Raw genomic sequence first — 21,200 nt, forward strand, 5'->3', positions numbered from 1 at the left:
CGCCCGGCAACGGGCGGGTCTTTTCATGTGGGCCTCAGCGATCGTAGGCCGCGATGGCGGCGGGCAGGGCGGCGGTGACGCCGTTGCCGACCGCCGGCAGGCCCGTCAGGACGGCGCTTATGACGTCCTCGCGGCTTGCGCCGGCCGCCTTTGCTTCCGCCACATGGAAGGCAAGCCCGCTTTCCAGCCGGACGGCGGCGAGCACGGCGATATAGGCGAGCGCCTGGGTCTTGGCGTCGAGCGCCGACGCTGCGCCGAGTTTCGCCACGGCTTCTAGCCAGGCCTGGCTGTGCGCGGGCGCGTCCTTCATGAATGTCTGGAATGCGTTGCTGACGAGAGACGTGTCGTTCACGGGCGATCCTTTCCTGCTCTGTTCGCCGATACTCTGGCACATCGAGCGCCGGCCCGTCTTGCGACAGGTCAAGACGGGCGGTTTTCCGGGTGTCGCGAAACGGCTGCGCGCTACATTTCGTGATTGGCCGCTTGCGCTCGGAAAGGGCATGATGCAAGGCAGGCGATATCGCGGGAGGCCGTTGCGAAACACGGCGCGGCAGGCGAATATGGAAGACCGCGAATCTGCCTGGCAATGCCTCGGTGGCGCCGTCGGTGGGAAGACCGCAAGGTCCGCGACAGCGCGGAGGACTAGTGTTCCTGATGTTCGTTCGTCTGGTCGGCGACTGGAAGGGGGCTCCCTGTCGCCGGGCTTGAAAAAGCGTTAACCGCACGCCACTTGTGGATGGAAAAGATCGCCGGCCCGGCGCCTTGAGGTGCCGATCGGTCCGGTTCCCGGAAACGGGACGTTTGAAAGGAAATGACATGACGAAAAAGACGTCTGCGCCGCACGAATCCACGGCCTTCCCGGTCCTGCCCCTGCGCGACATCGTGGTGTTCCCGCACATGATCGTGCCGTTGTTCGTCGGTCGCGAGAAGTCGATCCGTGCGCTGGAAGAGGTCATGGGCACCGACAAGCAGATCATGCTTGCCACCCAGATCAACGCCTCCGACGACGATCCGGAAACCGACGCCATCTACCGCATCGGCACCGTGGCCAACGTTCTCCAGCTTCTGAAGCTGCCCGACGGCACCGTGAAGGTGCTTGTCGAAGGCCGCGCGCGCGCCGAGATCGACGGCTATACCGATCGCGAGGAATTCTACGAAGCCACCGCCCACGTCCTGGTGGAGCCGGAGGAAGACCCGGTCGAAATCGAGGCGCTGTCGCGCTCGGTCGTCTCCGAGTTCGAGAACTACGTTAAGCTCAACAAGAAGATCTCTCCCGAGGTCGTCGGTGCCGCAAGCCAGATCGAGGACTACTCGAAGCTCGCCGACACGGTCGCCTCGCACCTGTCCATCAAGATCGTCGAGAAGCAGGAAATGCTCGAGACGACGAGCGTCAAGCTGCGGCTTGAAAAGGCGCTCGGCTTCATGGAAGGCGAGATTTCCGTCCTGCAGGTCGAAAAGCGCATCCGCTCGCGTGTCAAACGCCAGATGGAGAAGACCCAGCGCGAGTACTACCTCAACGAACAGATGAAGGCGATCCAGAAGGAGCTCGGCGACGGCGAGGACGGCCGCGACGAGATGGCCGAACTTGAAGAGAAGATCGCCAAGGTCAAGCTTTCCAAGGAGGCCCGCGAGAAGGCGGATGCCGAGCTGAAGAAGCTGCGCCAGATGAGCCCGATGTCGGCGGAAGCCACCGTCGTGCGCAACTATCTCGACTGGCTGACGGGCATTCCGTGGGGCAAGAAGTCGAAGATCAAGACCGACCTCAACGCGGCGGAAAAGATCCTCGACGAGGACCATTTCGGTCTCGACAAGGTCAAGGAGCGCATCGTCGAGTATCTCGCCGTGCAGGCCCGCTCGACCAAGATCAAGGGCCCGATCCTGTGCCTCGTCGGCCCTCCGGGCGTCGGCAAGACCTCGCTCGCCAAGTCGATCGCCAAGGCGACCGGCCGTGAGTATATCCGCATGGCGCTTGGCGGCGTGCGCGACGAGGCCGAGATCCGCGGTCACCGCCGCACCTATATCGGCTCGATGCCCGGCAAGGTCATCCAGTCGATGAAGAAGGCCAAGAAGTCCAACCCGCTCTTCCTGCTCGACGAGATCGACAAGATGGGCATGGATTTCCGCGGCGACCCGTCTTCGGCCCTGCTCGAAGTGCTGGATCCCGAACAGAACTCGACCTTCATGGATCACTACCTGGAAGTCGAATACGACCTGTCCAACGTCATGTTCGTGACGACGGCGAACACGCTGAACATTCCGGCACCCCTGATGGACCGCATGGAAGTGATCCGCATCGCCGGCTACACGGAAGAGGAAAAGCTGGAAATCGCGAAAAGGCACCTGCTGCCCAAGGCGATCCGCGACCACGCACTGCAGCCGAAGGAGTTTTCGGTCACCGACGGCGCGCTGATGGCGGTCATCCAGCAGTACACCCGCGAAGCCGGTGTGCGTAACTTCGAGCGTGAACTGATGAAGCTCGCCCGCAAGGCGGTGACCGAGATCATCAAGGGCAAGGCGCAGAAGGTCGAGGTCACGGCTGACAACATCCATGACTTCCTGGGCGTTCCGCGCTTCCGCCACGGCGAAGCCGAGCGTGAGGATCAGGTCGGCGTCGTCACGGGTCTTGCCTGGACGGAAGTCGGCGGCGAACTGCTCACCATCGAAGGCGTCAGCCTGCCGGGTGGCAAGGGCCGCATGACGGTCACGGGCAACCTGAAGGACGTGATGAAGGAATCGATTTCGGCAGCGGCATCCTATGTCCGCTCGCGCGCCGTCGATTTCGGCATCGAGCCGCCGCGCTTCGACAAGACCGACATCCACGTGCACGTGCCGGAAGGCGCGACGCCGAAGGACGGTCCGTCGGCCGGTATCGCCATGGCGACCGCCATCGTTTCCATCATGACCGGCATTCCGGTCTCGAAGGATATCGCTATGACGGGCGAAGTGACGCTGCGTGGCCGGGTCCTGCCGATCGGCGGTCTCAAGGAAAAGCTGCTCGCGGCCCTTCGCGGCGGCATCAAGAAGGTTCTGATCCCGGAAGAGAACGCCAAGGATCTGGCGGATATCCCGGACAATGTGAAGAACAACATGGAAATCGTTCCGGTCTCGCGCATGGGCGAGGTCATCGAGCATGCGCTGCTGCGCAAGCCCGAGCCGATCGAGTGGGACGGAACGGCCGAAGCGGCCAAGGTTCCGGCCGTCGAATCGTCCGAAGACGGCGCCGGAACGGTCGCACATTGAGGCCTTACGCCGGCTAAAGACCCCGGCTTTTGGACCCGAAACTGGAAAAGACCGGCCCTCTGGCCGGTCTTTTTCGTTGAAAAGCGTGTGTAAAGCCCGGATTCTCAGGCGATTGCGACGAAATTTTCTTGCGGGGCGAGGGGTGATGCGTATTCTGCCCCCGACTTGTATGAGTCGTTTCAAACCGTATGAAAGGGGTGGAAACATGAACAAGAATGAACTCGTATCTTCGGTCGCTGAAAAGTCGGGCCTGTCGAAGACGGACGCAGCATCGGCTGTCGACGCCGTATTCGAGACCATCCAGGGCGAACTCAAGAACGGCGGCGACGTTCGTCTCGTCGGTTTCGGCAATTTCTCCGTATCGCGTCGTGAAGCTTCGAAGGGCCGCAACCTTTCGACGGGCGCCGAGATCGAGATCCCGGCTCGCAACGTGCCGAAGTTCTCGGCCGGCAAGGGCCTGAAGGACGCCGTCAACGGCTGATCCTCAGTTCGGGCAGAGCGGTTATCCACTCCGCCGCAATACCTGACATTCAGGGCCGGGGTCCGGTTCGTCCGGGCCCCTTTTTATTTGCGGGCTGTCATGTCTCTGTAACAGGAAGGCCGCAGAACCGCCGGGTTCCATTCAACCGGATTCCGGAGGATCCCATGAAAACCCGTTCGCTCACCGCCGCCCTGGCAGCCGTGCTGGCCGCATCCGTGGCTCCGGCCGCAAGCGCCGAGCCCGTCTTCAACCGCATCGCGTCCTTTGCCGTTGCCGACAATCTGCCAGACGGCGCCGACACGGCGACGCCCACTTCGGCCGAAATCATCGCCGCCACCGAGGACGGCAACACGCTGGTCTATTCCGACAGCCCGAACAAGGCGATCGGCTTCGTCGACATCACCGATGCGAAGGCGCCGAAGGCCGGCGGCTCCGTCAGGCTCGAGGGCGAGCCAACGTCGGTGACCGTAGCCGGCGCCAAGGTGCTGGTCGCCGTCAACACGCGTGAGAGCTACACCAATCCCTCGGGCGTCCTGGCCCAGGTGGATCTCGCTTCGAAGACCGTCGAGGCGACGTGCGATATCGGTGGCCAGCCGGACTCCATCGCGCTTAACAAGGACAAGACGATCGCCGCGATCGCCATCGAAAACGAGCGCGACGAGGACGTGAACGACGGCGCGCTGCCGCAGATGCCGGCCGGTGACCTGGTGCTCCTCTCCGTCAAGGACGGCGTGGTCGATTGCGGCTCGCTCAAGCGCGTGGACCTGACCGGGCTTGCCGAGGTCGGCGGCGAGGACCCGGAACCGGAATTTGTGTCCTTCAACAGCCTGGACGAGGTGGCCGTCACGCTCCAGGAGAACAACCATATCGTCGTCGTCGACGGCAAGACCGGCACCGTGAAGAGCCATTTCTCCGCCGGCACCGTCAACCTCGAGGGCATCGACACCAAGAAGGACGGCGCGCTGAAATTCACCGGCGAGATGAAGGATGTCGCGCGCGAGCCCGACGCCGTGAAGTGGCTGGACGACAACCGCCTGCTGGTCGCCAACGAGGGTGACTGGAAGGGCGGCGCGCGCGGCTTCACCATCTTCGACAAGCAGGGCAAGGTTCTCTACGAGAATGGCGCGGCCTTCGAGCGCGAGATCGTGAAGATCGGCCACTATCCCGACAAGCGCAACAAGAAGGGCATCGAGCCAGAGGGCTTGGAAGCGGCGAGGTTCGGCGAGGACAACCTGTTCTTCGTGCTGGCCGAGCGCGCCTCCATCGTCGGCGTCTACAAGGATACCGGCGGCGAGCCCGCGCTTCTCCAGCTTCTGCCTTCCGGCATCGCACCGGAAGGGGCCGTCGCCATTCCCGCCCGCAACGTGTTCGTGACGGCCAACGAAGCCGATCTGGTCGAGGACGGCGGCGCGCGCTCGCATGTCATGATCTACGAGCGCGGGGAAGGCGAGGCGGCCTATCCGCAACTCGTCTCCACGGAAAAGGACGGCGAACTGATCGGCTTCGGCGCGCTCTCGGGCCTTGCACCCGTGCCGGAAAAGCCGGGCTTCATCTATGCCGTGAACGATTCCTTCTACGCCTCGCAGCCGACCATCTTCACGATCGACGCCACGGCGAAGCCGGCGAAGATGGTCGACGCGCTGCGCATAACCCGCAACGGCGCGGCGGCGCAGAAACTCGACATCGAAGGTATCACGCCCGACGGCGAGGGCGGTTTCTGGCTGGCCAACGAGGGCGATGCCGACAAGCTCTACAGCCATGCCATCATCAACGTGAACGCCAAGGGCGAGATCCAGGCGGAGATCGCCATTCCCGCCGAGCTGCGCGCCCATGAAAAGCGTTTCGGCTTCGAGGGCATCACCAGCGTCGGCGAAGGCGACGATAAGGTGCTGTGGATGGCCGTGCAGCGGGAATGGGGCGACGACGAGAAGGGCTTCGTCAAGCTTGTCTCCTACAAGCCGTCGTCCAAGGAATGGGGCGCGGTGCGCTACCCGCTCGAAAAGACCGAAGCCGGCTGGGTCGGCCTGTCGGAAATCACCGCCAGCGGCGACTACGCCTATGTGATCGAGCGCGACAATCAGATCGGCCAGGCCGCGAAGCTGAAGAAGCTCTTCCGCGTGGCGCTTGCCGACCTGAAGCCGGCCAAGCTCGGCGGTGACCTGCCGGTCGTGAAGAAGGAAGAGGTCCGCGACCTCATTCCCGACCTCAAGGCCAACAACGGCTATGTCGTGGACAAGGTCGAGGGCTTCACCATCGACGCCGCCGGCAACGGCTTCGTCGTCACCGACAATGACGGCGTGGACGATTCCTCCGGCGAGACGCTGTTCTTCGGCATCGGGCCGATCAATACCATGTAAGGCGCACGGCCCGGCGCCGTCTCTCAGGAGGGGAGGCGCCGGGCGGCCGGGCCCAAAAGAAAAAGGCCGGGGTCTTTCGATCCCGGCCTTTCGATTTTCATGATGTTCAAACTAGACGGCGTCCTGCAGGGAACGCTGGGGTGCGGCGTCGAGATCGCCGGCACGCTTGTCTCTTTCCCGTTGCAGCTCTTCGGTCTTCTCGCTGAGACAGCGGATGATTTCCTTCATATGCTGCTTCTGGTCTTCGGTCAGTGCACTGAAGATGGCTTCGATCGTCTTGTGCTGCGGCTGCTGGGCGGCGGAGATGACCGTGCGGCCCATATCCGTAATCGAAACGATCTTGGCACGGCGGTCCTTCGGATCGGGCTCGCGCATGACGAGCTTGTCACGCTCGAGACCATCGATCGCTTCCGTCACCGTCCTGGGTGCGAAACCAAGCGCGCAGGCGATATCCGTCGACCGCTGGGGGCCCTGACATTCCAGAAGGAGCAGGAACTTGCTGCGGGCGAGCGACACACCTTCGTCCATCATGCACTCGTTCACCAGGCGGCTGACCTGATGGTAGAGTTTGAACATGCCTTGGGAGATTTCTATCGTGCTACTCATGAGGGGAAATATAGGTATTATGAGGGACCATGTCAAATGATCACGAAGTTTTTCGGATAATTTGATCATATATATTGAACGATGACTGTAAATGCTGACGATCAGGTTAAGGACCGCTTTTCGAGGGTTTTCCAAGGCTGGCGGTAAGGTGATGATTTCCCCTGCATAACGCCGACGGTGCCTTTGCGGGCATTGACCCCGCGGAACGCGGAGGCGATTGTCCGGCCATGTCTTTCCGCTTCATCCACACCGCCGATCTGCATCTCGATTCGCCGCTGACATCGCTTGCGCTGCGCAATGCCGAGCTTGGCGACCTCGTACGCGGGGCGACGCGCAAGGCGCTCGAACGCATCGTCGATCTGGCGCTGGGGGAGGCGGTGGACGCCGTGGTGATCGCCGGCGACCTCTATGACGGCTCGCAGACTTCCATGGCGACGGCGCTCTTCCTGATGGAGCAGATGCGCAGGCTGGATGCGGCCGGTATCCGCGTCTTCGTCATTCGCGGCAACCACGATGCGCAATCGCAGATCACCCGCGAACTGACCTTTCCGCCGAATGTGCATGTCTTCGACGGCCGCGGCCGGCCGGTGCTGGCCGGCACGCTCTCGAACGGCCGCGAGGTGCATGTGCACGGCGTCAGCTTCGCCAATCCGCACGCGCCGGCCTCGCTGTTGCCGACCTATCGCGCACCGGTGGCGGACGCCGTGAATATTGGGGTGATGCATACCAGCCTGGCCGGTGCGAGCCGCCACGATCCCTATGCGCCGGTCGGTCTCGCCGATCTTGCGGGGCATGGTTTCGACTATTGGGCGCTCGGCCATATCCACCAGCGGCGGGTGCATGCGCAAAAGCCCTGGATCGTCATGCCGGGCAATCCGCAGGGCCGCGATATCAACGAAGCCGGGCCGAAGGGCGTCACGCTCGTCGATATCGATGACGACGGCACGATCACCTGCGAGGAGCGTGCCGTCGCGGTCGCCGTGTTCGAGCGCATCGCCGTCGATCTCTCCGCAATCGACGACTGGAGCGGCATGCTCGACCGGGTGGAGGCCGCACTCGGCGCGGCGCGCGCGGCGGCCGGTGGCGCGCATCTCGTCGCGCGCTTGCTCCTGACGGGGGCGACGCCGCTCGCCTGGCGCCTGCGCCGCGACGAGGACCTGCTGCTTGCCGAAGCGCAGAACCTCGCCGCCTCGCTCGGCGAATGCTGGATCGAGACCGTCGAGCTTTCCGTGACCGTGCCGGCTGCCGTGACCGGCGGGGATGCCGGGCCGGTGGGCGAGCTTTCGCGGCTGATGCATGAGAATGTCGTGGAAAGCCATGCCTATCGCGAGGACCTGCGCGAGGCACTGAGCGATCTGCTGCGCCAGCTGCCGAAGGAGGCGCGCGGCCTGCTTGCCGCGGATGAGGCGGCCGAGGAGGCGCTGCTGTCCGAACTGGCGCTGACGGGTGCCGACGCCGTGCTGGCCCGCCTCGGCGGCGAAGGCGGGAGGACATAGAATGCGCCTCGACCGCCTCGATCTCATTCGCTACGGCAAGTTCACCGACCGCAGTCTCGATTTCGGCACGACACGGCCGGGCAAGCCGGATTTCCATCTCGTGCACGGCCCCAACGAGGCCGGCAAGTCGACGCTGTTTTCCGCCTATCTCGACCTGCTCTTCGGCATCGAGAAATCCAGCGCCTACGGCTTCCTGCACCCCTATTCGCTGATGCGCGTCGGCGGCCTGCTGTCGATCGGCGCCTCACAGCAGGAAGCCTATCGGCTGAAGCGCAACCAGGCGTCGCTCGTCACCGCCGACGACCGGCCGTTGCCGGATGGGCTCTTCGCCTCCGTGCTCGGCGGCATGGACCGCCACGCCTACCGCACGATGTTCTCGCTCGATGACGAGAGCATCGAGAAGGGCGGCGAGGACATCCTGAAAAGCGAGGGCGAGCTTGGCGCGATGCTGTTTTCCGCCAGTTCCGGCCTATCCGACATGGCTTCTGCGCTCACGGGGCTGAAGGCCGAGGCCGACGAGTTCTATCGTCCGTCCGGCCGCAAGCACGGGCTTTCCAATCTCAAGGCCGAAATCGAGGCGCTGGCGGCCGAGCGCAAGGCGCTCGACGTCGCCGCCCGCGACTACGGCCTGCTTTTGCGCGAGCGCGACGCCGCTGCCATCAGGCTGGAGGCGGCGACGGCGGCCCGCACCAGGCTGCGTGGCGCGCTGGTCGAGGTGGAGCGCAGTCTTGGCGCGCTGCCGGCGCTGCGTCGCCTTCGCGCGCTGCGGGCCGAGCTGGCCGCCTTCGACCTCGGGGAATCGCCGCCGCCGGGCTGGCGCGGCCTGCTGGGCGAGCTGGCGCGGGAGGAAGCGGAGATTACGGCGCGCACGGAGCATCTGGACCGCGAGCGCCACAGGAACGGCGACGAGCGCGATGCCCTGCCGGAGGATGACGCGATCCTGCATGCCGAGGCCGATATTCTCGCCCTGTCCGGGTCCGCGCTGGAAGCCCGTTTCCGCACCGCCGGCATGGACCTTGCCGCGCGCGAGGCCGATCGCGACCGGCTCGAGGCGACGATGGCGGATGCACTCGCTGCGCTCATGCTGGCGCCGGATACCGATCCGGACGATCTCGTGCTGCCCGTCGGGCTCGCAGACCGGCTCATGAAACGTCTGTCGCGCCGGGCAACGCTGGCCGAGCGTGCCGGGACGGCGAAGCGCGAACATGCGGATGCGCAAAAGGCGCTGGAGGCCCTGGGCGGGGATGCCGGGACCTTCGAAGGCGAAGCCGGCACCGATGCGGCGTTGCAGACCACGCTTGCCACCGCGCTGCGTGCCGCGCGCGCCAACGACCTGTCCGGGCGGCTGCGTGCGGCCCGTCGCCTCGCTGCCGTTGCCGGGCAGGAGGCGGAGAACGCCATGGCGCATCTTCTGCCCTGGGACGGCACGCCGGAGGCCCTGCGGCGGCTTGCCGTGCCCGCGACCGGCGATGTCGATGCCCTGCGCAAGCGCAGCGAGGTCGCGGCCGAAGCCTTGCGCCGCCAGCAGGAGCAGATCGCCGGCGCCAGCCTGGACGTTGCCTCGGCCAGGGCAAAGCTCGACGCGCTCCTGGCCGTGACCGGGGCCGTCAGCGACGAGCAGACCGAGCGCCTGCGCGCCGCCCGTGATGCGGCCTGGCACGCCCATCGTGCGCGCCTCGACGCGTCGACGGCCGATGTCTTCGAGACGGCGATGCGCGATGACGATCGCGCGGCGGAACTGCGGCTGCGCAATGCCGACCGCCTGTCGGAAATCCGCCTGCACGAGCGCACCGGCGCGGAAGCATCCGCGCGCCTTGCCGTTCTCATGGAGGAGGCGGGGCGGCTGGAGCAGGGGCAGCGGGATGTCGAGGCCGACATCGCCGCGCTTGCGGGCGGGCTTGGGCTCGCCGAAAGCCTGTCGCCGGCCGACGTGCTGGCATGGCTGGAACGCCGGGCGGCGGCGCTGGAGGCGGCCGACGACCTTGCCCGTTGCAGGGTGGAGGCAAACCTCGTCGGCGCGGAGGCGCAGGCCCTTTCCGAGCGGCTGGCCCCGATGCTCGGCGTCGATGCGGCCGAGATGCCTTTCGATGAACTTCTCGTTCTGGCCGAGGACCGGCTGGAGGCGCTTCGCGCGTCGCACGCCGCGCGGCTGGCCGCCGCCGATGCGCTTGAGCGGGCGCAGGCCGACGTCGAGGCGCGGCGGCTGGCGGCGGAGGAGGCGGCGGCCGACCTCCAGACATGGCAGCAGGACTGGAATGCGGACGTGGCGGGCACATGGCTTGCAGGCGATGCGGCCGGTGACGACCCGGAACGGCTGGCCGCCCTGCTGCCCGCCTTGCAGGCGCTTGCCCAGAATATCGAGCGCAAGGGCGAGCTGGATTACCGCATCGCCGCCATGCGCCGCGATCAGCAGGATTACGCCGACCGCGCCCGCGGCCTCGCCGAACGTCTCGGCGAACCCTTCGACGTGAACGATTGCCTCTCCGTCGTCGCCGTGCTTGCCCGCCGCCTTGCCGACGCCCGCAGCACGCGTGAGCGGCGCGAGGCCATCGACAAGACGCTGGCGCGGCTCACGGAAGAGGCGGGGGCGCTGGAGGAGCAGCGCGCCGTGCTCGCTGCCCGCCTCTCGGAAATCTTCACCTTCCTCGGTTGCGACAGTCTTGCGGAGGCGGCCGGCCTTCTCGAGGCCTACCGCCAGCGGGACGATGTGCTCTCCCATGTCGCAGACGCCGCCCGCAGTCTGGTGGAGCAGATGCACACCGACACCGTCGATGAGGCGGAGGCGCTGCTGGCGGCGGTGGACGGCGACCAGCTTCAGGCCGAAAAGGCCGATCTCGCCGTGCAGCTCGATGCGCTCGATAGCGAGGTGCAGGAACATCATCTGGCGCGCGTGCGGGCCGAGGAAGCGCTGGCGAAGGTCGCCGGCAGCGACGCGGCCGCGGCGCTGGAGGAAAGGCGCCGCACCGCGCTGATCGAGCTTGCGGAGAAATCCCGCCGGTACCTGGCGACCCGCGCCGGCATCATGGCGGCCGAGCAGGCGCTGCGGCTGTACCGCGAACGTCACCGTAGTGCCATGATGCAGCGGGCCTCCGACACGTTCCGCGATATAACCGGCGGTGAATATGCCGGGCTGTCCACAGTGCTGGAAAAGGACGGAGAATTCCTCGTGGTTAATGCCGCCGCCGGTGGCTCGAAACTCGCCAAGGACCTCTCCAAGGGTACGCGCTTCCAGCTCTATCTGGCGCTGCGCGTCGCCGGCTACCACGAGATTGCCGCCAGCCGCGAGATCGTGCCCTTCATTGCCGACGACATCATGGAAACCTTCGACGACCGCCGCGCGCTGAACACGCTCAAGGTGATGGGTGACATGGCAATGGGCGGGCAGGTGATCTATCTCACCCATCACCAGCATCTGCGCGATCTCGCGCTTGAAGCCTGCCCGGATGTCACGATCCATGAATTGTGAGGGCTGAAACGTCTGATCGTCAAGGAAGGGTTAAGGCCGCGAACTTGACTTGGCGGGCCGTAAATGGTTCTTGGCGCACCATCGGCGCCGCTGCGAAGCCTGCTTCGCGTCCGCACTGCGTGGAGAAACACGGACAGGCATGACCATCAGGAACGGGAAAGACTGGACGGCTTGGGAGCGGGGTTTTGCACCCGTCGGCTTCCTCGTGCTGTTCTTCACCCTGTTCCTCTCGCAGTTTTCCCTGCCTGACGACACGCGTGCGGCTGCGCATCCGCAACGGACCGCCGCCGAGGGCGGCGTCGCGCCGTCGCCACTTTCCACCTCCGCCGACGACCTGTGGTTCCGCACGAGCGGCCATGCCGAGCGGCGGGCCGCCAAGGCCAAGGCCGGCCTGCCCGAGGGCGATGCCGGCGGCAAGGCTTTACTCTCGGTGGGCGGCGCGTGGCTCTATCCCTTCGAAACCGCTGTTGATGTGGTTTTTCACGCTGCCGACGATGTGGCACCGGCACGCGCCGGCCACAGCGCCTTCCGCAGCCGTGCGCCTCCGGTCCTTGCTGCCTGAGGCCCCGTGGCGCCTGTAGCGCCGCGCCATTCGATACAATACCGCTCCCACGGACGGCGCCGGCTTGCAGTCGCGCCACTCCGGCAGTCGAACTGGAACAAACCCATGAAAACGTCCAAATGGGCACTGATCGTCTCGACCCTTCTCATCCTCTTCGGGGTGCTTGCGGCCGTGCCGAACGTGCTGACGCCTGAACAGCAGTCGAAATACGGGCGCTACCTGCCCGCCAACCCCGTCACCCTCGGGCTCGACCTGAAGGGCGGCTCGCACCTCGTTTTGGAGGTGGATTCGGCAGCGCTGCGCAAGGCGCGCATGGATGCGCTGCTCAACGATACGCGCGCCATCCTGCGCACGGCCGGCGAACGCGCCTCCGCCGCGCGCCTGAACGGCACGACGCTGACGGTGACGCTGCCCGACCAGGCCGCGCTCGACAAGGTCCTGCCGGAGGTGCGCAAGCTCGCCACCCCGACATCGACCCTCGGCTTCGGCACCGGTTCCTCCGATATCGATGTCGCCACCAGCGGCCAGGTGATCAACGTCACCCTGACGGAAGCCGGTATCAACGAGCGCATGTCGGCTGCGGTCGAGCAGAGCCTCGAGATCATCCGCCGCCGCGTGGACCAGGTCGGCGTTGCCGAACCGCTCATCCAGCGTGTCGGCGGCGACCGCATTCTCGTCCAGCTGCCCGGTCTCCAGGACCCGACGCGTCTTCGCCAGCTGCTCGGCTCGACCGCGCAGATGAGCTTCCACATGGTCGACCAGACCGTGGATCCGAACGGTGTCGCTCCCCGCGGCGTGATGATCCTGCCCGGCGCCAACGACAACAACAAATACGCCGTCGAAGAGCGGGTCGCCATTTCCGGCGACCGTCTGGCCGATGCCAAGGCCGGCTTCGACCAGCGCACGAGCGAGCCGATCGTTTCGTTCAGCTTCGATTCCACCGGTGCACGCCAGTTCGCGGAAATCACGCAGGCCAATGTCGGCAAGCCTTTCGCCATCGTCCTCGACGGCAAGGTGCTGACCGCGCCCGTCATCCGCGAGCCGATCATCGGCGGCCAGGGCCAGATATCCGGTAACTTCAACCCGCAGGAAGCGACCGTGCTTTCCGCGCTGCTGCGTTCGGGCGCGCTGCCCGCGCCGCTCACCATCATCGAAGAACGCACCGTCGGCCCGAACCTCGGCTCGGACTCGATCCGCATGGGCCTCTATACCGGTCTCGCCGGCCTTGCCGCCGTCGTCGTGCTCATGCAGGTGCTCTACGGTTCCTGGGGCCTCATCGCCAATCTCGGTCTCGTGCTGCACACGATCCTGACGATCGGCCTGCTCGGCCTTCTCGGTTCGACGCTCACGCTGCCCGGCATCGCCGGTATCATTCTCGGCATCGGCATGGCCGTTGACGCCAACATCCTCATCAACGCGCGTATCCGAGAGGAAACGGCGGGCGGGGCGGGTGCCATGAAGGCGCTCGACGTCGGCTTCAACAAGGCCTATGCGACCATCGTCGACGGCAACATGACGACCATGGTCGGCATGGTCCTGCTCTTCATGTTCGGCTCCGGCCCCGTGCGCGGCTTCGCCATCACCATGATCATCGGCCTTGCGATCTCGATGTTCACCTCGATCACCTTCGTGCGCTTCCTGATGCGCGAGGCGGTCATCTGGCGCAAGATGAAGAAGATCGAGATCCATTCGATCTTCGGTAAGACCTGGAGCATGCCGACCTTCTCCTTCATGCGCGGCCGCTATATCGCGATCGCCGTGTCGGCCTTCATCTCGACGAGCTCGATCGTCCTGTTCTTCACGCCGGGCCTGAACTACGGCATCGACTTCGTCGGCGGTATTCAGGTGGAGGCGACGTCCAAGACGCCGATCGATCTGGGGCCGCTGCGCTCGAAGATGGAAGGCCTCAACCTCGGCGAAGTGGCGTTGCAGGAATTCGGCCAGGGCACGTCGGTCCTCGTGCGCGTCCAGCGTCAGCCGGGCGGCGAGGAAGTGCAGACCGCGGCCTTGCAGAAGATCCGCGACGGTGTGGCGGAAGTCATTCCGGATGCCAGCTTCGAGCGGACGGAAGTGGTGGGCCCGACGGTCAGTACCGAGCTTGCCCGCTCCGGCTTCCTGGCCGTGGGTCTCGGCATGGTCGCCATCCTGATCTACATCTGGTGGCGCTTCGAGTGGCACTTTGCCGTGGGCGCCATCGCGACGCTGATCCTCGATATCACCAAGATGATCGGTTTCTTCGCGCTGCTGCAGATCGACTTCAACCTGACGGCCATCGCCGCCGTGCTGACGCTGATCGGCTACTCGGTGAACGACAAGGTGGTCGTGTACGACCGCATGCGAGAGAACATGCGAAAATACAAGACGATGCCCTTCTCGGACCTGATCGATCTATCGATCAACCAGGTGGTCATGCGATGCATCTTCACCTCGGTTGCCGTTGCGGCCTCGCTGCTGCCGATGGCGATCTGGGGCGGCGACACGGTCAAGCCCTTCGCCTGGCCGATGCTGTTCGGCGTCATCGTCGCGACGACCTCGTCGATCTATATCGGCGGTCCGATCCTGCTGTTCCTCAACCGCTACTGGAAGGATCGCAGCGCAACGAGGACGGCCGGCACGCCCGGCACGCCCGCTGCGGAAGCCTAAAATCAGAACGGGCGCCCTTGAGGCGCCCGTTTCGTTTCAGGGGAAGCGGCGAGGGCTGAACGTCTCGGCCCCGATGCCCTCGCGGACGAGCGGTTCCGGTACGGGCTGATCCGTCAGCAGCGCGGCGGCGAGGCTGCCGAGTGCCGGAGAGGTGAGGATGCCGTAGCCGCCCTGGCCGGCAAGCCAGAAGAAACCGGGTTCATCCCTGGCATAACCGACGACCGGCAGATGGTCCGGCGCAAAGCTGCGCATGCCGGCCCAGCTCTTGACGACACGCCGCACGTCGAGCGTCGTCGCTTCCTCGACATAGTGGGCAGCATAGGCGATATTGAGCTCTTCGGGCTGCACATCGGCGGGCGCGCAGGGCGTGGCGTCGGCGGGCGAGGCGAGCAGGCGACCGCCCTCCGGCTTGAGGTAGAACGTGTCCTCGATCTCGTTGATCTCCGGCAGCGCATTTGCGTCGGTCCCTGCCGGCAGGTCGACCGTGATGGCGGTGCGCCGGTGGGGCACGATGCCCATCGGCGCCACGTCGGCGAGACCGGCGACCGTATCGGCCCAGCCGCCCGCCGCATTGACAAGAACCCGGGCGCGGATTGTTTCCTCGTTCGTCTCGATCAGCCAGCTTCCCCCCGTTCGCCTGGCTGCTGTCAGCTGTCGTTTCTCAAGGATCCGGGCACCGTTATGGCGCGCGTGTCGCGCATAGGCTTGCAGCAGCGCATCGACCTCGATGTCCCAGTAATCAGGATCGAAATAGGCGGCGGCGACATAGGCCGGGTCGAGGATGGGCGCATGGGCAAGCAGGGCGGCGTCGTCGAGCCATTCGACGGCAACACCGAGCGCTCTGGCCTCTTCGAAACGCGCCTTGACCAGGGCCTCCTTGCCTTGCGTTCCGATCAGGATGGCGCCGCGCGCATTAAGGAGCGGAACCGGAGTGAAACCCTCCGGCGGCGCCGTCATGAAGGCGTGGCTGGCCCGGGCGAGCGCGTTGACCAGGGGCGGGTTGTCGCGCAGCGTGAACTCCGCGGCCGAACGACCGGTGCTGTGGTAACCGAGCGCTTCCTCCTGCTCCAGCACGACGACGGAGTGATGCGGGCTGACGAAATGGGCAAGCGAAAGGCCGGCAATGCCGCCGCCGATGATCGCGATGTCGAAAGTCTGCATGCTGTCCTCCAGCGTTCGAACACAGGAAGCCGTAAGCAAGCCATCGGCATTCTTCAAATTTATAGATGTGAAGGTGGATATCAGCCGGATTGATGCGGCTCGCCCCAGTGCCACGCCGGCACATCCGCCATATGGGCGAGGAAGGCGCGTTCGGCCGGGTTGAGCGTCGAACCGGGATTGGTGATGCGAAACGTCTCGGCGACGGGCAGCGCGTCATAGGGCGGCAGCTGCCAGAGGTCGCCGGCAGTGACGGCCGGCCCCGTGAGGTGCAAGGGCAGCATGCCGATGCCGGCATTGGCGACCACCAAGCGTAGCACTTCCTCGACATTGAAGGCGAGCGCCCGCACCTGCTGGCCGAAGGAGCCGATGGCGCGCACCGCCGTTACCGGTCCCATATGCGGCCCGCCGAGCACGTCGGCAAGGAAGCTCACATAGGGTTCGCCGCGCAGGTCCTCCAGGCGGACATCCGGCACGCCGAACAGCCGGTGGCCGCGGCCGCAAAAGAGCGCGTAGCGTTCGGTGCAGAAGGGCACTTTTTCGAGTTCGGGCGGAATGATCCCGTCCGACAGGCCCAGCGTCGCGACGCCGCGTTCCACCGAGCGGATGACATCCGTCGTCGTTTCCACGGTCACGCCCACCGTGACGCGCGGGTGCAGCCGGAAGAAATCGGCGATGGCGCGGTCCCAGGCCGGGTTCATGGCGTGGCTGACGGAATGAATGGTGATGTGGCCGGCTATGTCCTCGCCGGACGTCTCCATCGCCTCGGGCAGGCGCACGATGGCGGTGAAGATGTCGTGGCAGAGATCGTGCAGCCGCTCGCCGGCCTCCGTCAGCTCGAAACGGCCGGGGCTGCGATCGATGAGCCGGTGGCCGACGGACTGCTCCAGCCGCTTCAAGGCCATGCTGACGGCAGGCTGCTGTAGAAGAAGCCGGTTTGCCGCCCGCGTGATCGAGCCTTCCTCCACCACCACGACGAAGGTGCGCAGCAGGTTCCAGTCGAGATTGTGGGCGAAGCGTTCGAGGCGATTGATCGGCATGCGCTAGCTATGACGGCGGGGCGGGGGAAGGCAAGGGGCTTGCCCGTGGGTGCGGGCTGCCCTCATCCCGCAGCATCCCTTAATCTCAAGCATCGCGCGTAAAAGGTAGAAAAGCCGTACCACACATGTCCTTCTCCCCGCTTGCGGGGAGAAGGTGGCCGGCAGGCCGGGTGAGGGGCCGCAAAGCCCCCATGCTCACTTCATCGTATAGATATCGATGGAGAAGTACTTGTCGTTGATCTTCTGGTAGGTGCCGTCCTCGCGGATGGCCTTGAGCGCGGCATTGAGCTTCTCGCGAAGATCGTTGTCGTCCTGGCGCACGGCGATACCGACGCCTTCGCCGACGAACTTCGGATCGGTGATCGGCTTGCCGATGAGTTCGCAGCAGGCCTTGCCATCCTCGTTCTTGGTGACCCAGTCGAGCAGCGGGATCATGTCGCCGACCTGAAGGTCGAGACGGCCGTTCGCCATGTCGAGGTTCACCTCGTCCTGTGTCGGATAGAGCTTGATATCCGCATCGGGATAGACCGCCGCGGCATAGTCGGCCTGGGTCGTGCCGGACTGCGCGCCGATCGTCTTGCCCTTCATGCCCTCATTTGTGAAGTCGGTGATGCCGGCGCCCTTGGGCGCGGCATGGGTCATGGCGGCGAGATAGTAGGGATCGCTGAAGGCGACCTGCTTCTTGCGCTCTTCGGTGATGAACATCGACGCGATGATCATGTCGTATTTCTTGGCGATGAGGCCCGGGATGATGCCGTCCCAGTCCTGCGCCACGACCTCGCATTCGACCTTCATCTTCTCGCAGAGCGCAAGGCCGATCTCGACATCGAAACCGCCGAGCTTTCCGGTAGAATCCTGGAAGTTGAAGGGCGGATAGGCGCCCTCGGTCCCGATCTTCAGCGTTTCGGCAAAAGCCTGTCCGTTGATCAAGGCGGCACCGGCGAGAGCCAGCGCAAGCAGCGTTCTTTTCATGGTCGTTCCCCTGTTGTGTTGTGACCTGGCGTGACGGTAGCGCGCGCTCCGGCATAAACGAAATAGATAGCCATGATATCAGCTATCATTTCAGCTTATGCGGATGACACGGCGGGAAGGATGCGGATGTCGTAGAACGCGGCCTCGTCGCTGACCGGGATCACCTCGACCTCCACGTCGGTGTCGAGCAGGAGGGTATCCAGCGGCTGGAGGCCGGTTAGGCCCACCGATGTGGCGACGCCGAGCGTATCGAGCGCCACGAGCAGGCGTGTTCCTGATGCTGCGGGAAGCCTCAAACTGCCGCTCACCGCATGGCGCGAGAGCGTGTGGCTGAAATGGCCGCGCCGGGTCATCACGTTGAGGTCGGTGATCGGGCCTCCCGTCAGGCGGGCCATCGTCGGTGCATCGGCGGGGAAGGACAGCGGTTGCGAGGCCGGCGTCAACAGCCGGTCGCCCAGACCCTCGATGGACAGCGCCATGCCGTCGCCCGAAAGGACCGCAAGCGTGCGGTCGATGCCGGGAAAAAGCGAGAACGGCCCATCGCTCGCCACCGTCGCCATGCTGACGCGCCAGCCGAAATCGGAGAGGCCGGCGCCGCGTGGATGCACGATCACCTCGACCGTCTCGCCGCCGCCGTTCTTCCACGGCATGCGGCGATGGTCTGCGTTGCGAAGGAGCCGCATCCTCAGTTGCCCAGAATGCCCGGCAGGCGCAGGCCCTTTTCCTTCGCGCAGTCGAGCGCGATGTCGTAGCCCGCATCTGCATGGCGCATGACGCCGGTGGCCGGGTCGTTCCACAGCACGCGACCGATACGCTCGGCGGCCTCATCCGTGCCGTCGCAGCAGATCACGACGCCCGAATGCTGCGAGAAGCCCATGCCCACGCCGCCGCCGTGGTGGAGCGACACCCAGGTAGCGCCCGAGGCGGTGTTGAGCAGCGCATTGAGCAGCGGCCAGTCGGACACGGCGTCAGAGCCGTCCTTCATCGCCTCCGTCTCGCGGTTCGGCGAAGCGACGGAGCCCGAGTCGAGGTGGTCGCGGCCGATCACGACGGGTGCCTTGAGCTCGCCGTTCCGGATCATCTCGTTGAAGGCGAGGCCGAGGCGGTGGCGGTCGCCGAGGCCGACCCAGCAGATACGCGCCGGCAGGCCCTGGAAGGCGATGCGTTCCCTGGCCATGTCCAGCCAGTTGTGCAGGTGCTCGTTGTCGGGCAGCAGTTCCTTCACCTTGGCGTCGGTCTTGTAGATGTCCTCGGGATCGCCGGATAGCGCGGCCCAGCGAAACGGACCGATGCCGCGGCAGAACAGCGGGCGGATATAGGCGGGCACGAAGCCCGGGAAGGCGAAGGCGTTTTCCAGGCCCTCGTCCTTGGCGACCTGCCGTATGTTGTTGCCGTAGTCGAAGGTCGGGATGCCGCTGTCCTGGAAGGCGATCATGGCTTCGACATGCTCGCGCATGGAAGCCCGCGCGGCCTTTTCAACGGCCTTCGGGTCGCTTTCGCGCTTGGCCTTCCATTCGGCCATCGTCCAGCCCTTCGGCAGGTAGCCGTTGATTGGGTCGTGGGCTGAGGTCTGGTCCGTCACCATGTCGGGGCGGATGCCGCGGCGAACCATTTCCGGCAGGATTTCGGCGGCATTGCCGAGCAGGCCGACGGACTTGGCCTCGCCGGCCTTCGTCCAGCGGTCGATCATGGCGAGCGCCTCATCGAGCGTCTCGGCCTTCTCGTCGATATATCGAGTGCGCAGGCGGAATTCGATCGAATCCGGGTTGCACTCGACGGCAAGGCAGGACGCGCCGGCCATGACGGCGGCGAGCGGCTGGGCGCCGCCCATGCCGCCGAGGCCGCCGGTCAGCACCCATCTGCCCTTGAGATTGCCGCCATAGTGCTGGCGACCTGCCTCCACGAAGGTCTCGTAGGTGCCCTGCACGATGCCCTGGCTGCCGATATAGATCCACGAGCCGGCCGTCATCTGGCCGTACATCGCAAGGCCCTTCCGATCCAGCTCGTTGAAATGGTCCCAGGTGGCCCAGTGCGGCACGAGGTTCGAGTTGGCGATCAGGACGCGCGGCGCATCCTTGTGCGTGCGGAAGATGCCGACCGGCTTGCCGGACTGCACGAGCAGCGTCTCGTTGTCCTCGAGATCGCGCAGCGAGGCGACGATCCTGTCGAAATCCGCCCAGGTGCGGGCGGCGCGGCCGATGCCGCCATAGACGACCAGCTCGTGCGGGTTTTCCGCGACGTCAGGATCGAGGTTGTTCATCAGCATGCGCAGCGGCGCTTCGGTGAGCCAGCTCTTGGCGGTGCGCTCGGTGCCGGTGGCGGCACGGACCGTGCGGATGTTGTGGCGGGGATTGTCGGTCATGGCTGCGGCTCCCGGGTCAGCGTGGAAGGGTGGCGGCAAGCGCCGCGATGCGGTGGAGGATGTCTTTCAGGTGGACGCGCTGCCGCGCGGCCTTGTCCTCGTCATAGGCGAAGGGCGGGGCCTCGCTCGAGAGGTGGCTGATCTGCGCCAGTTCCATCTGGATGGCGTGCACGCCGGTGTCCGGTTTTCCGTAGTGGCGCACCGTCCAGCCGCCCTTGAAGCGGCCGTTGAGGATGCTGGTATAACCATCGGCCTTCGCGCAGACCTCGTAGGTCGCCGTTTCGATGGCTCTTGCGCAAGTCCGTCCCATGTCGGTGCCGACGTTGAAATCCGGCAGCCGGCCTTCGAACAGGAAGGGAATGTGCGAGCGGATCGAGTGGCAATCATAGACGATAGCCACGCCGTGGATCGCCTTGACGCGCGCGATCTCGGCTGCAAGCGCTGCGTGATAGGGCGCGTGGAAGCCGGCGAGCCGGAAGGCGATATCGGCCTCTGTCGGTGCCTGGCCTTCCTTCCAGATCGGCTTGCCGTCGAAATCCGTCTCCGGAATGAGGCCCGTCGTGTTCTGGCCGGGATAGAGGCTGATGCCGGCGGGGTCGCGATTGGCGTCGATGACGTAGCGGTGGAAGGTGGCGCGCACCGTCGTCACGTCGGGCAGCAGGCCGTCATAGAGTTTGTGAATGTGCCAGTCGGTATCGGCGAGGATGCGGCCATTGTCGTTGAGGCGTTCCCGTATGTCGGCGGGGACGTCGGTGCCGGTATGGGGGAAGGCGAGGATGACGGGCGAGGTGCCCTGGTGGGTTTCGAAGAGCGCCAT

Annotated in this window: 15 protein-coding genes; 7 read left to right on the forward strand and 8 right to left on the reverse strand. The window is 65.4% G+C overall.

The annotated features are described in order from the left end of the window. Positions 1-34 precede the first annotated feature (34 nt). Entirely contained in the window at positions 35-352 is a 318-nt protein-coding gene (locus K6301_RS05260) for a carboxymuconolactone decarboxylase family protein (RefSeq protein ID WP_425475372.1), read from the reverse strand. Between the two features lie 464 nt (positions 353-816). Between K6301_RS05260 and lon the strand changes: the two genes are divergently transcribed. The 3 genes from lon to K6301_RS05275 all read left to right on the forward strand — a co-directional run bounded on the left by lon (position 817) and on the right by K6301_RS05275 (position 6,078). Continuing rightward, complete coding sequence (lon, locus tag K6301_RS05265) at positions 817-3,240, forward strand: endopeptidase La (RefSeq protein ID WP_247219712.1); 2,424 nt, start codon at positions 817-819, stop codon at positions 3,238-3,240. A gap of 205 nt (positions 3,241-3,445) precedes the next feature. Then, positions 3,446-3,721 (forward strand): DNA-binding protein HupB, encoded by a 276-nt coding sequence (hupB, locus tag K6301_RS05270; protein WP_247219715.1) that lies wholly within the window; start codon positions 3,446-3,448, stop codon positions 3,719-3,721. A gap of 164 nt (positions 3,722-3,885) precedes the next feature. Further along, complete coding sequence (locus K6301_RS05275; RefSeq protein ID WP_247219717.1) at positions 3,886-6,078, forward strand: esterase-like activity of phytase family protein; 2,193 nt, start codon at positions 3,886-3,888, stop codon at positions 6,076-6,078. A gap of 111 nt (positions 6,079-6,189) precedes the next feature. Here the strand turns inward: K6301_RS05275 and K6301_RS05280 are convergent, their stop codons facing one another. Further along, positions 6,190-6,684 carry a MarR family winged helix-turn-helix transcriptional regulator gene (locus tag K6301_RS05280; RefSeq protein ID WP_134650955.1) on the reverse strand — a complete coding sequence of 165 codons (495 nt, stop codon included), beginning with the start codon at positions 6,682-6,684 and terminating at the stop codon, positions 6,190-6,192. A gap of 227 nt (positions 6,685-6,911) precedes the next feature. On the opposite strand from K6301_RS05280, the gene K6301_RS05285 reads away from it, so the two are divergent. From K6301_RS05285 to secD, 4 genes are all read left to right on the forward strand, one after another. Then, complete coding sequence (locus K6301_RS05285) at positions 6,912-8,180, forward strand: metallophosphoesterase family protein (RefSeq protein WP_247219719.1); 1,269 nt, start codon at positions 6,912-6,914, stop codon at positions 8,178-8,180. Between the two features lies 1 nt (position 8,181). Next, the gene (locus K6301_RS05290) at positions 8,182-11,646 is read left to right on the forward strand and encodes an ATP-binding protein (protein WP_247219722.1); all 3,465 of its coding nucleotides are present in this window, start codon (positions 8,182-8,184) and stop codon (positions 11,644-11,646) included. A gap of 139 nt (positions 11,647-11,785) precedes the next feature. After that, positions 11,786-12,208, forward strand: coding sequence for a hypothetical protein (locus K6301_RS05295; protein WP_247219725.1), 423 nt, complete (start codon positions 11,786-11,788; stop codon positions 12,206-12,208). 105 nt (positions 12,209-12,313) lie between these two features. Beyond that, positions 12,314-14,851: a protein translocase subunit SecD gene (gene secD, locus K6301_RS05300; RefSeq protein WP_247219729.1), complete on the forward strand. Its 2,538-nt coding sequence runs from the start codon at positions 12,314-12,316 to the stop codon at positions 14,849-14,851. 36 nt (positions 14,852-14,887) lie between these two features. On the opposite strand, the gene K6301_RS05305 is transcribed toward secD, so the two are convergent. The 6 genes from K6301_RS05305 to hutG all read right to left on the reverse strand — a co-directional run bounded on the left by K6301_RS05305 (position 14,888) and on the right by hutG (position 21,200). After that, positions 14,888-16,012, reverse strand: coding sequence for an NAD(P)/FAD-dependent oxidoreductase (locus K6301_RS05305; RefSeq protein ID WP_247219731.1), 1,125 nt, complete (start codon positions 16,010-16,012; stop codon positions 14,888-14,890). 80 nt (positions 16,013-16,092) lie between these two features. Next, positions 16,093-17,049 (reverse strand): LysR family transcriptional regulator, encoded by a 957-nt coding sequence (locus K6301_RS05310; RefSeq protein ID WP_247219733.1) that lies wholly within the window; start codon positions 17,047-17,049, stop codon positions 16,093-16,095. 195 nt (positions 17,050-17,244) lie between these two features. Then, a complete protein-coding gene (locus K6301_RS05315) occupies positions 17,245-18,021 on the reverse strand; it encodes an ABC transporter substrate-binding protein (RefSeq protein ID WP_247219735.1) in 777 nt (258 codons plus the stop codon). 95 nt (positions 18,022-18,116) lie between these two features. Next, complete coding sequence (locus K6301_RS05320; protein ID WP_247219737.1) at positions 18,117-18,704, reverse strand: HutD/Ves family protein; 588 nt, start codon at positions 18,702-18,704, stop codon at positions 18,117-18,119. A gap of 2 nt (positions 18,705-18,706) precedes the next feature. Further along, entirely contained in the window at positions 18,707-20,383 is a 1,677-nt protein-coding gene (hutU, locus tag K6301_RS05325) for a urocanate hydratase (protein WP_247219739.1), read from the reverse strand. Positions 20,384-20,399: 16 nt separating this feature from the next. Then, positions 20,400-21,200: an N-formylglutamate deformylase gene (hutG, locus tag K6301_RS05330; RefSeq protein WP_247219740.1), complete on the reverse strand. Its 801-nt coding sequence runs from the start codon at positions 21,198-21,200 to the stop codon at positions 20,400-20,402.

Origin of the sequence: Shinella oryzae (assembly GCF_023038235.1) — a bacterium.
Taxonomy (GTDB): domain Bacteria; phylum Pseudomonadota; class Alphaproteobacteria; order Rhizobiales; family Rhizobiaceae; genus Shinella; species Shinella sumterensis.

Excerpts from the sequence above, each read along its gene's own strand:
- hutU (WP_247219739.1), bottom strand. The coding sequence starts at position 20,383 with ATGACCGACAATCCCCGCCACAACATCCGCACGGTCCGTGCCGCCACC.
- K6301_RS05275 (WP_247219717.1), top strand. The coding sequence starts at position 3,886 with ATGAAAACCCGTTCGCTCACCGCCGCCCTGGCAGCCGTGCTGGCCGCA.
- hutG (WP_247219740.1), bottom strand. The coding sequence starts at position 21,200 with ATGGCGCTCTTCGAAACCCACCAGGGCACCTCGCCCGTCATCCTCGCC.
- K6301_RS05315 (WP_247219735.1), bottom strand. The coding sequence starts at position 18,021 with ATGAAAAGAACGCTGCTTGCGCTGGCTCTCGCCGGTGCCGCCTTGATC.
- K6301_RS05290 (WP_247219722.1), top strand. The coding sequence starts at position 8,182 with ATGCGCCTCGACCGCCTCGATCTCATTCGCTACGGCAAGTTCACCGAC.
- secD (WP_247219729.1), top strand. The coding sequence starts at position 12,314 with ATGAAAACGTCCAAATGGGCACTGATCGTCTCGACCCTTCTCATCCTC.
- lon (WP_247219712.1), top strand. The coding sequence starts at position 817 with ATGACGAAAAAGACGTCTGCGCCGCACGAATCCACGGCCTTCCCGGTC.
- K6301_RS05280 (WP_134650955.1), bottom strand. The coding sequence starts at position 6,684 with ATGAGTAGCACGATAGAAATCTCCCAAGGCATGTTCAAACTCTACCAT.
- K6301_RS05310 (WP_247219733.1), bottom strand. The coding sequence starts at position 17,049 with ATGCCGATCAATCGCCTCGAACGCTTCGCCCACAATCTCGACTGGAAC.
- K6301_RS05320 (WP_247219737.1), bottom strand. The coding sequence starts at position 18,704 with ATGCGGCTCCTTCGCAACGCAGACCATCGCCGCATGCCGTGGAAGAAC.
- K6301_RS05295 (WP_247219725.1), top strand. The coding sequence starts at position 11,786 with ATGACCATCAGGAACGGGAAAGACTGGACGGCTTGGGAGCGGGGTTTT.
- K6301_RS05285 (WP_247219719.1), top strand. The coding sequence starts at position 6,912 with ATGTCTTTCCGCTTCATCCACACCGCCGATCTGCATCTCGATTCGCCG.
- hupB (WP_247219715.1), top strand. The coding sequence starts at position 3,446 with ATGAACAAGAATGAACTCGTATCTTCGGTCGCTGAAAAGTCGGGCCTG.
- K6301_RS05305 (WP_247219731.1), bottom strand. The coding sequence starts at position 16,012 with ATGCAGACTTTCGACATCGCGATCATCGGCGGCGGCATTGCCGGCCTT.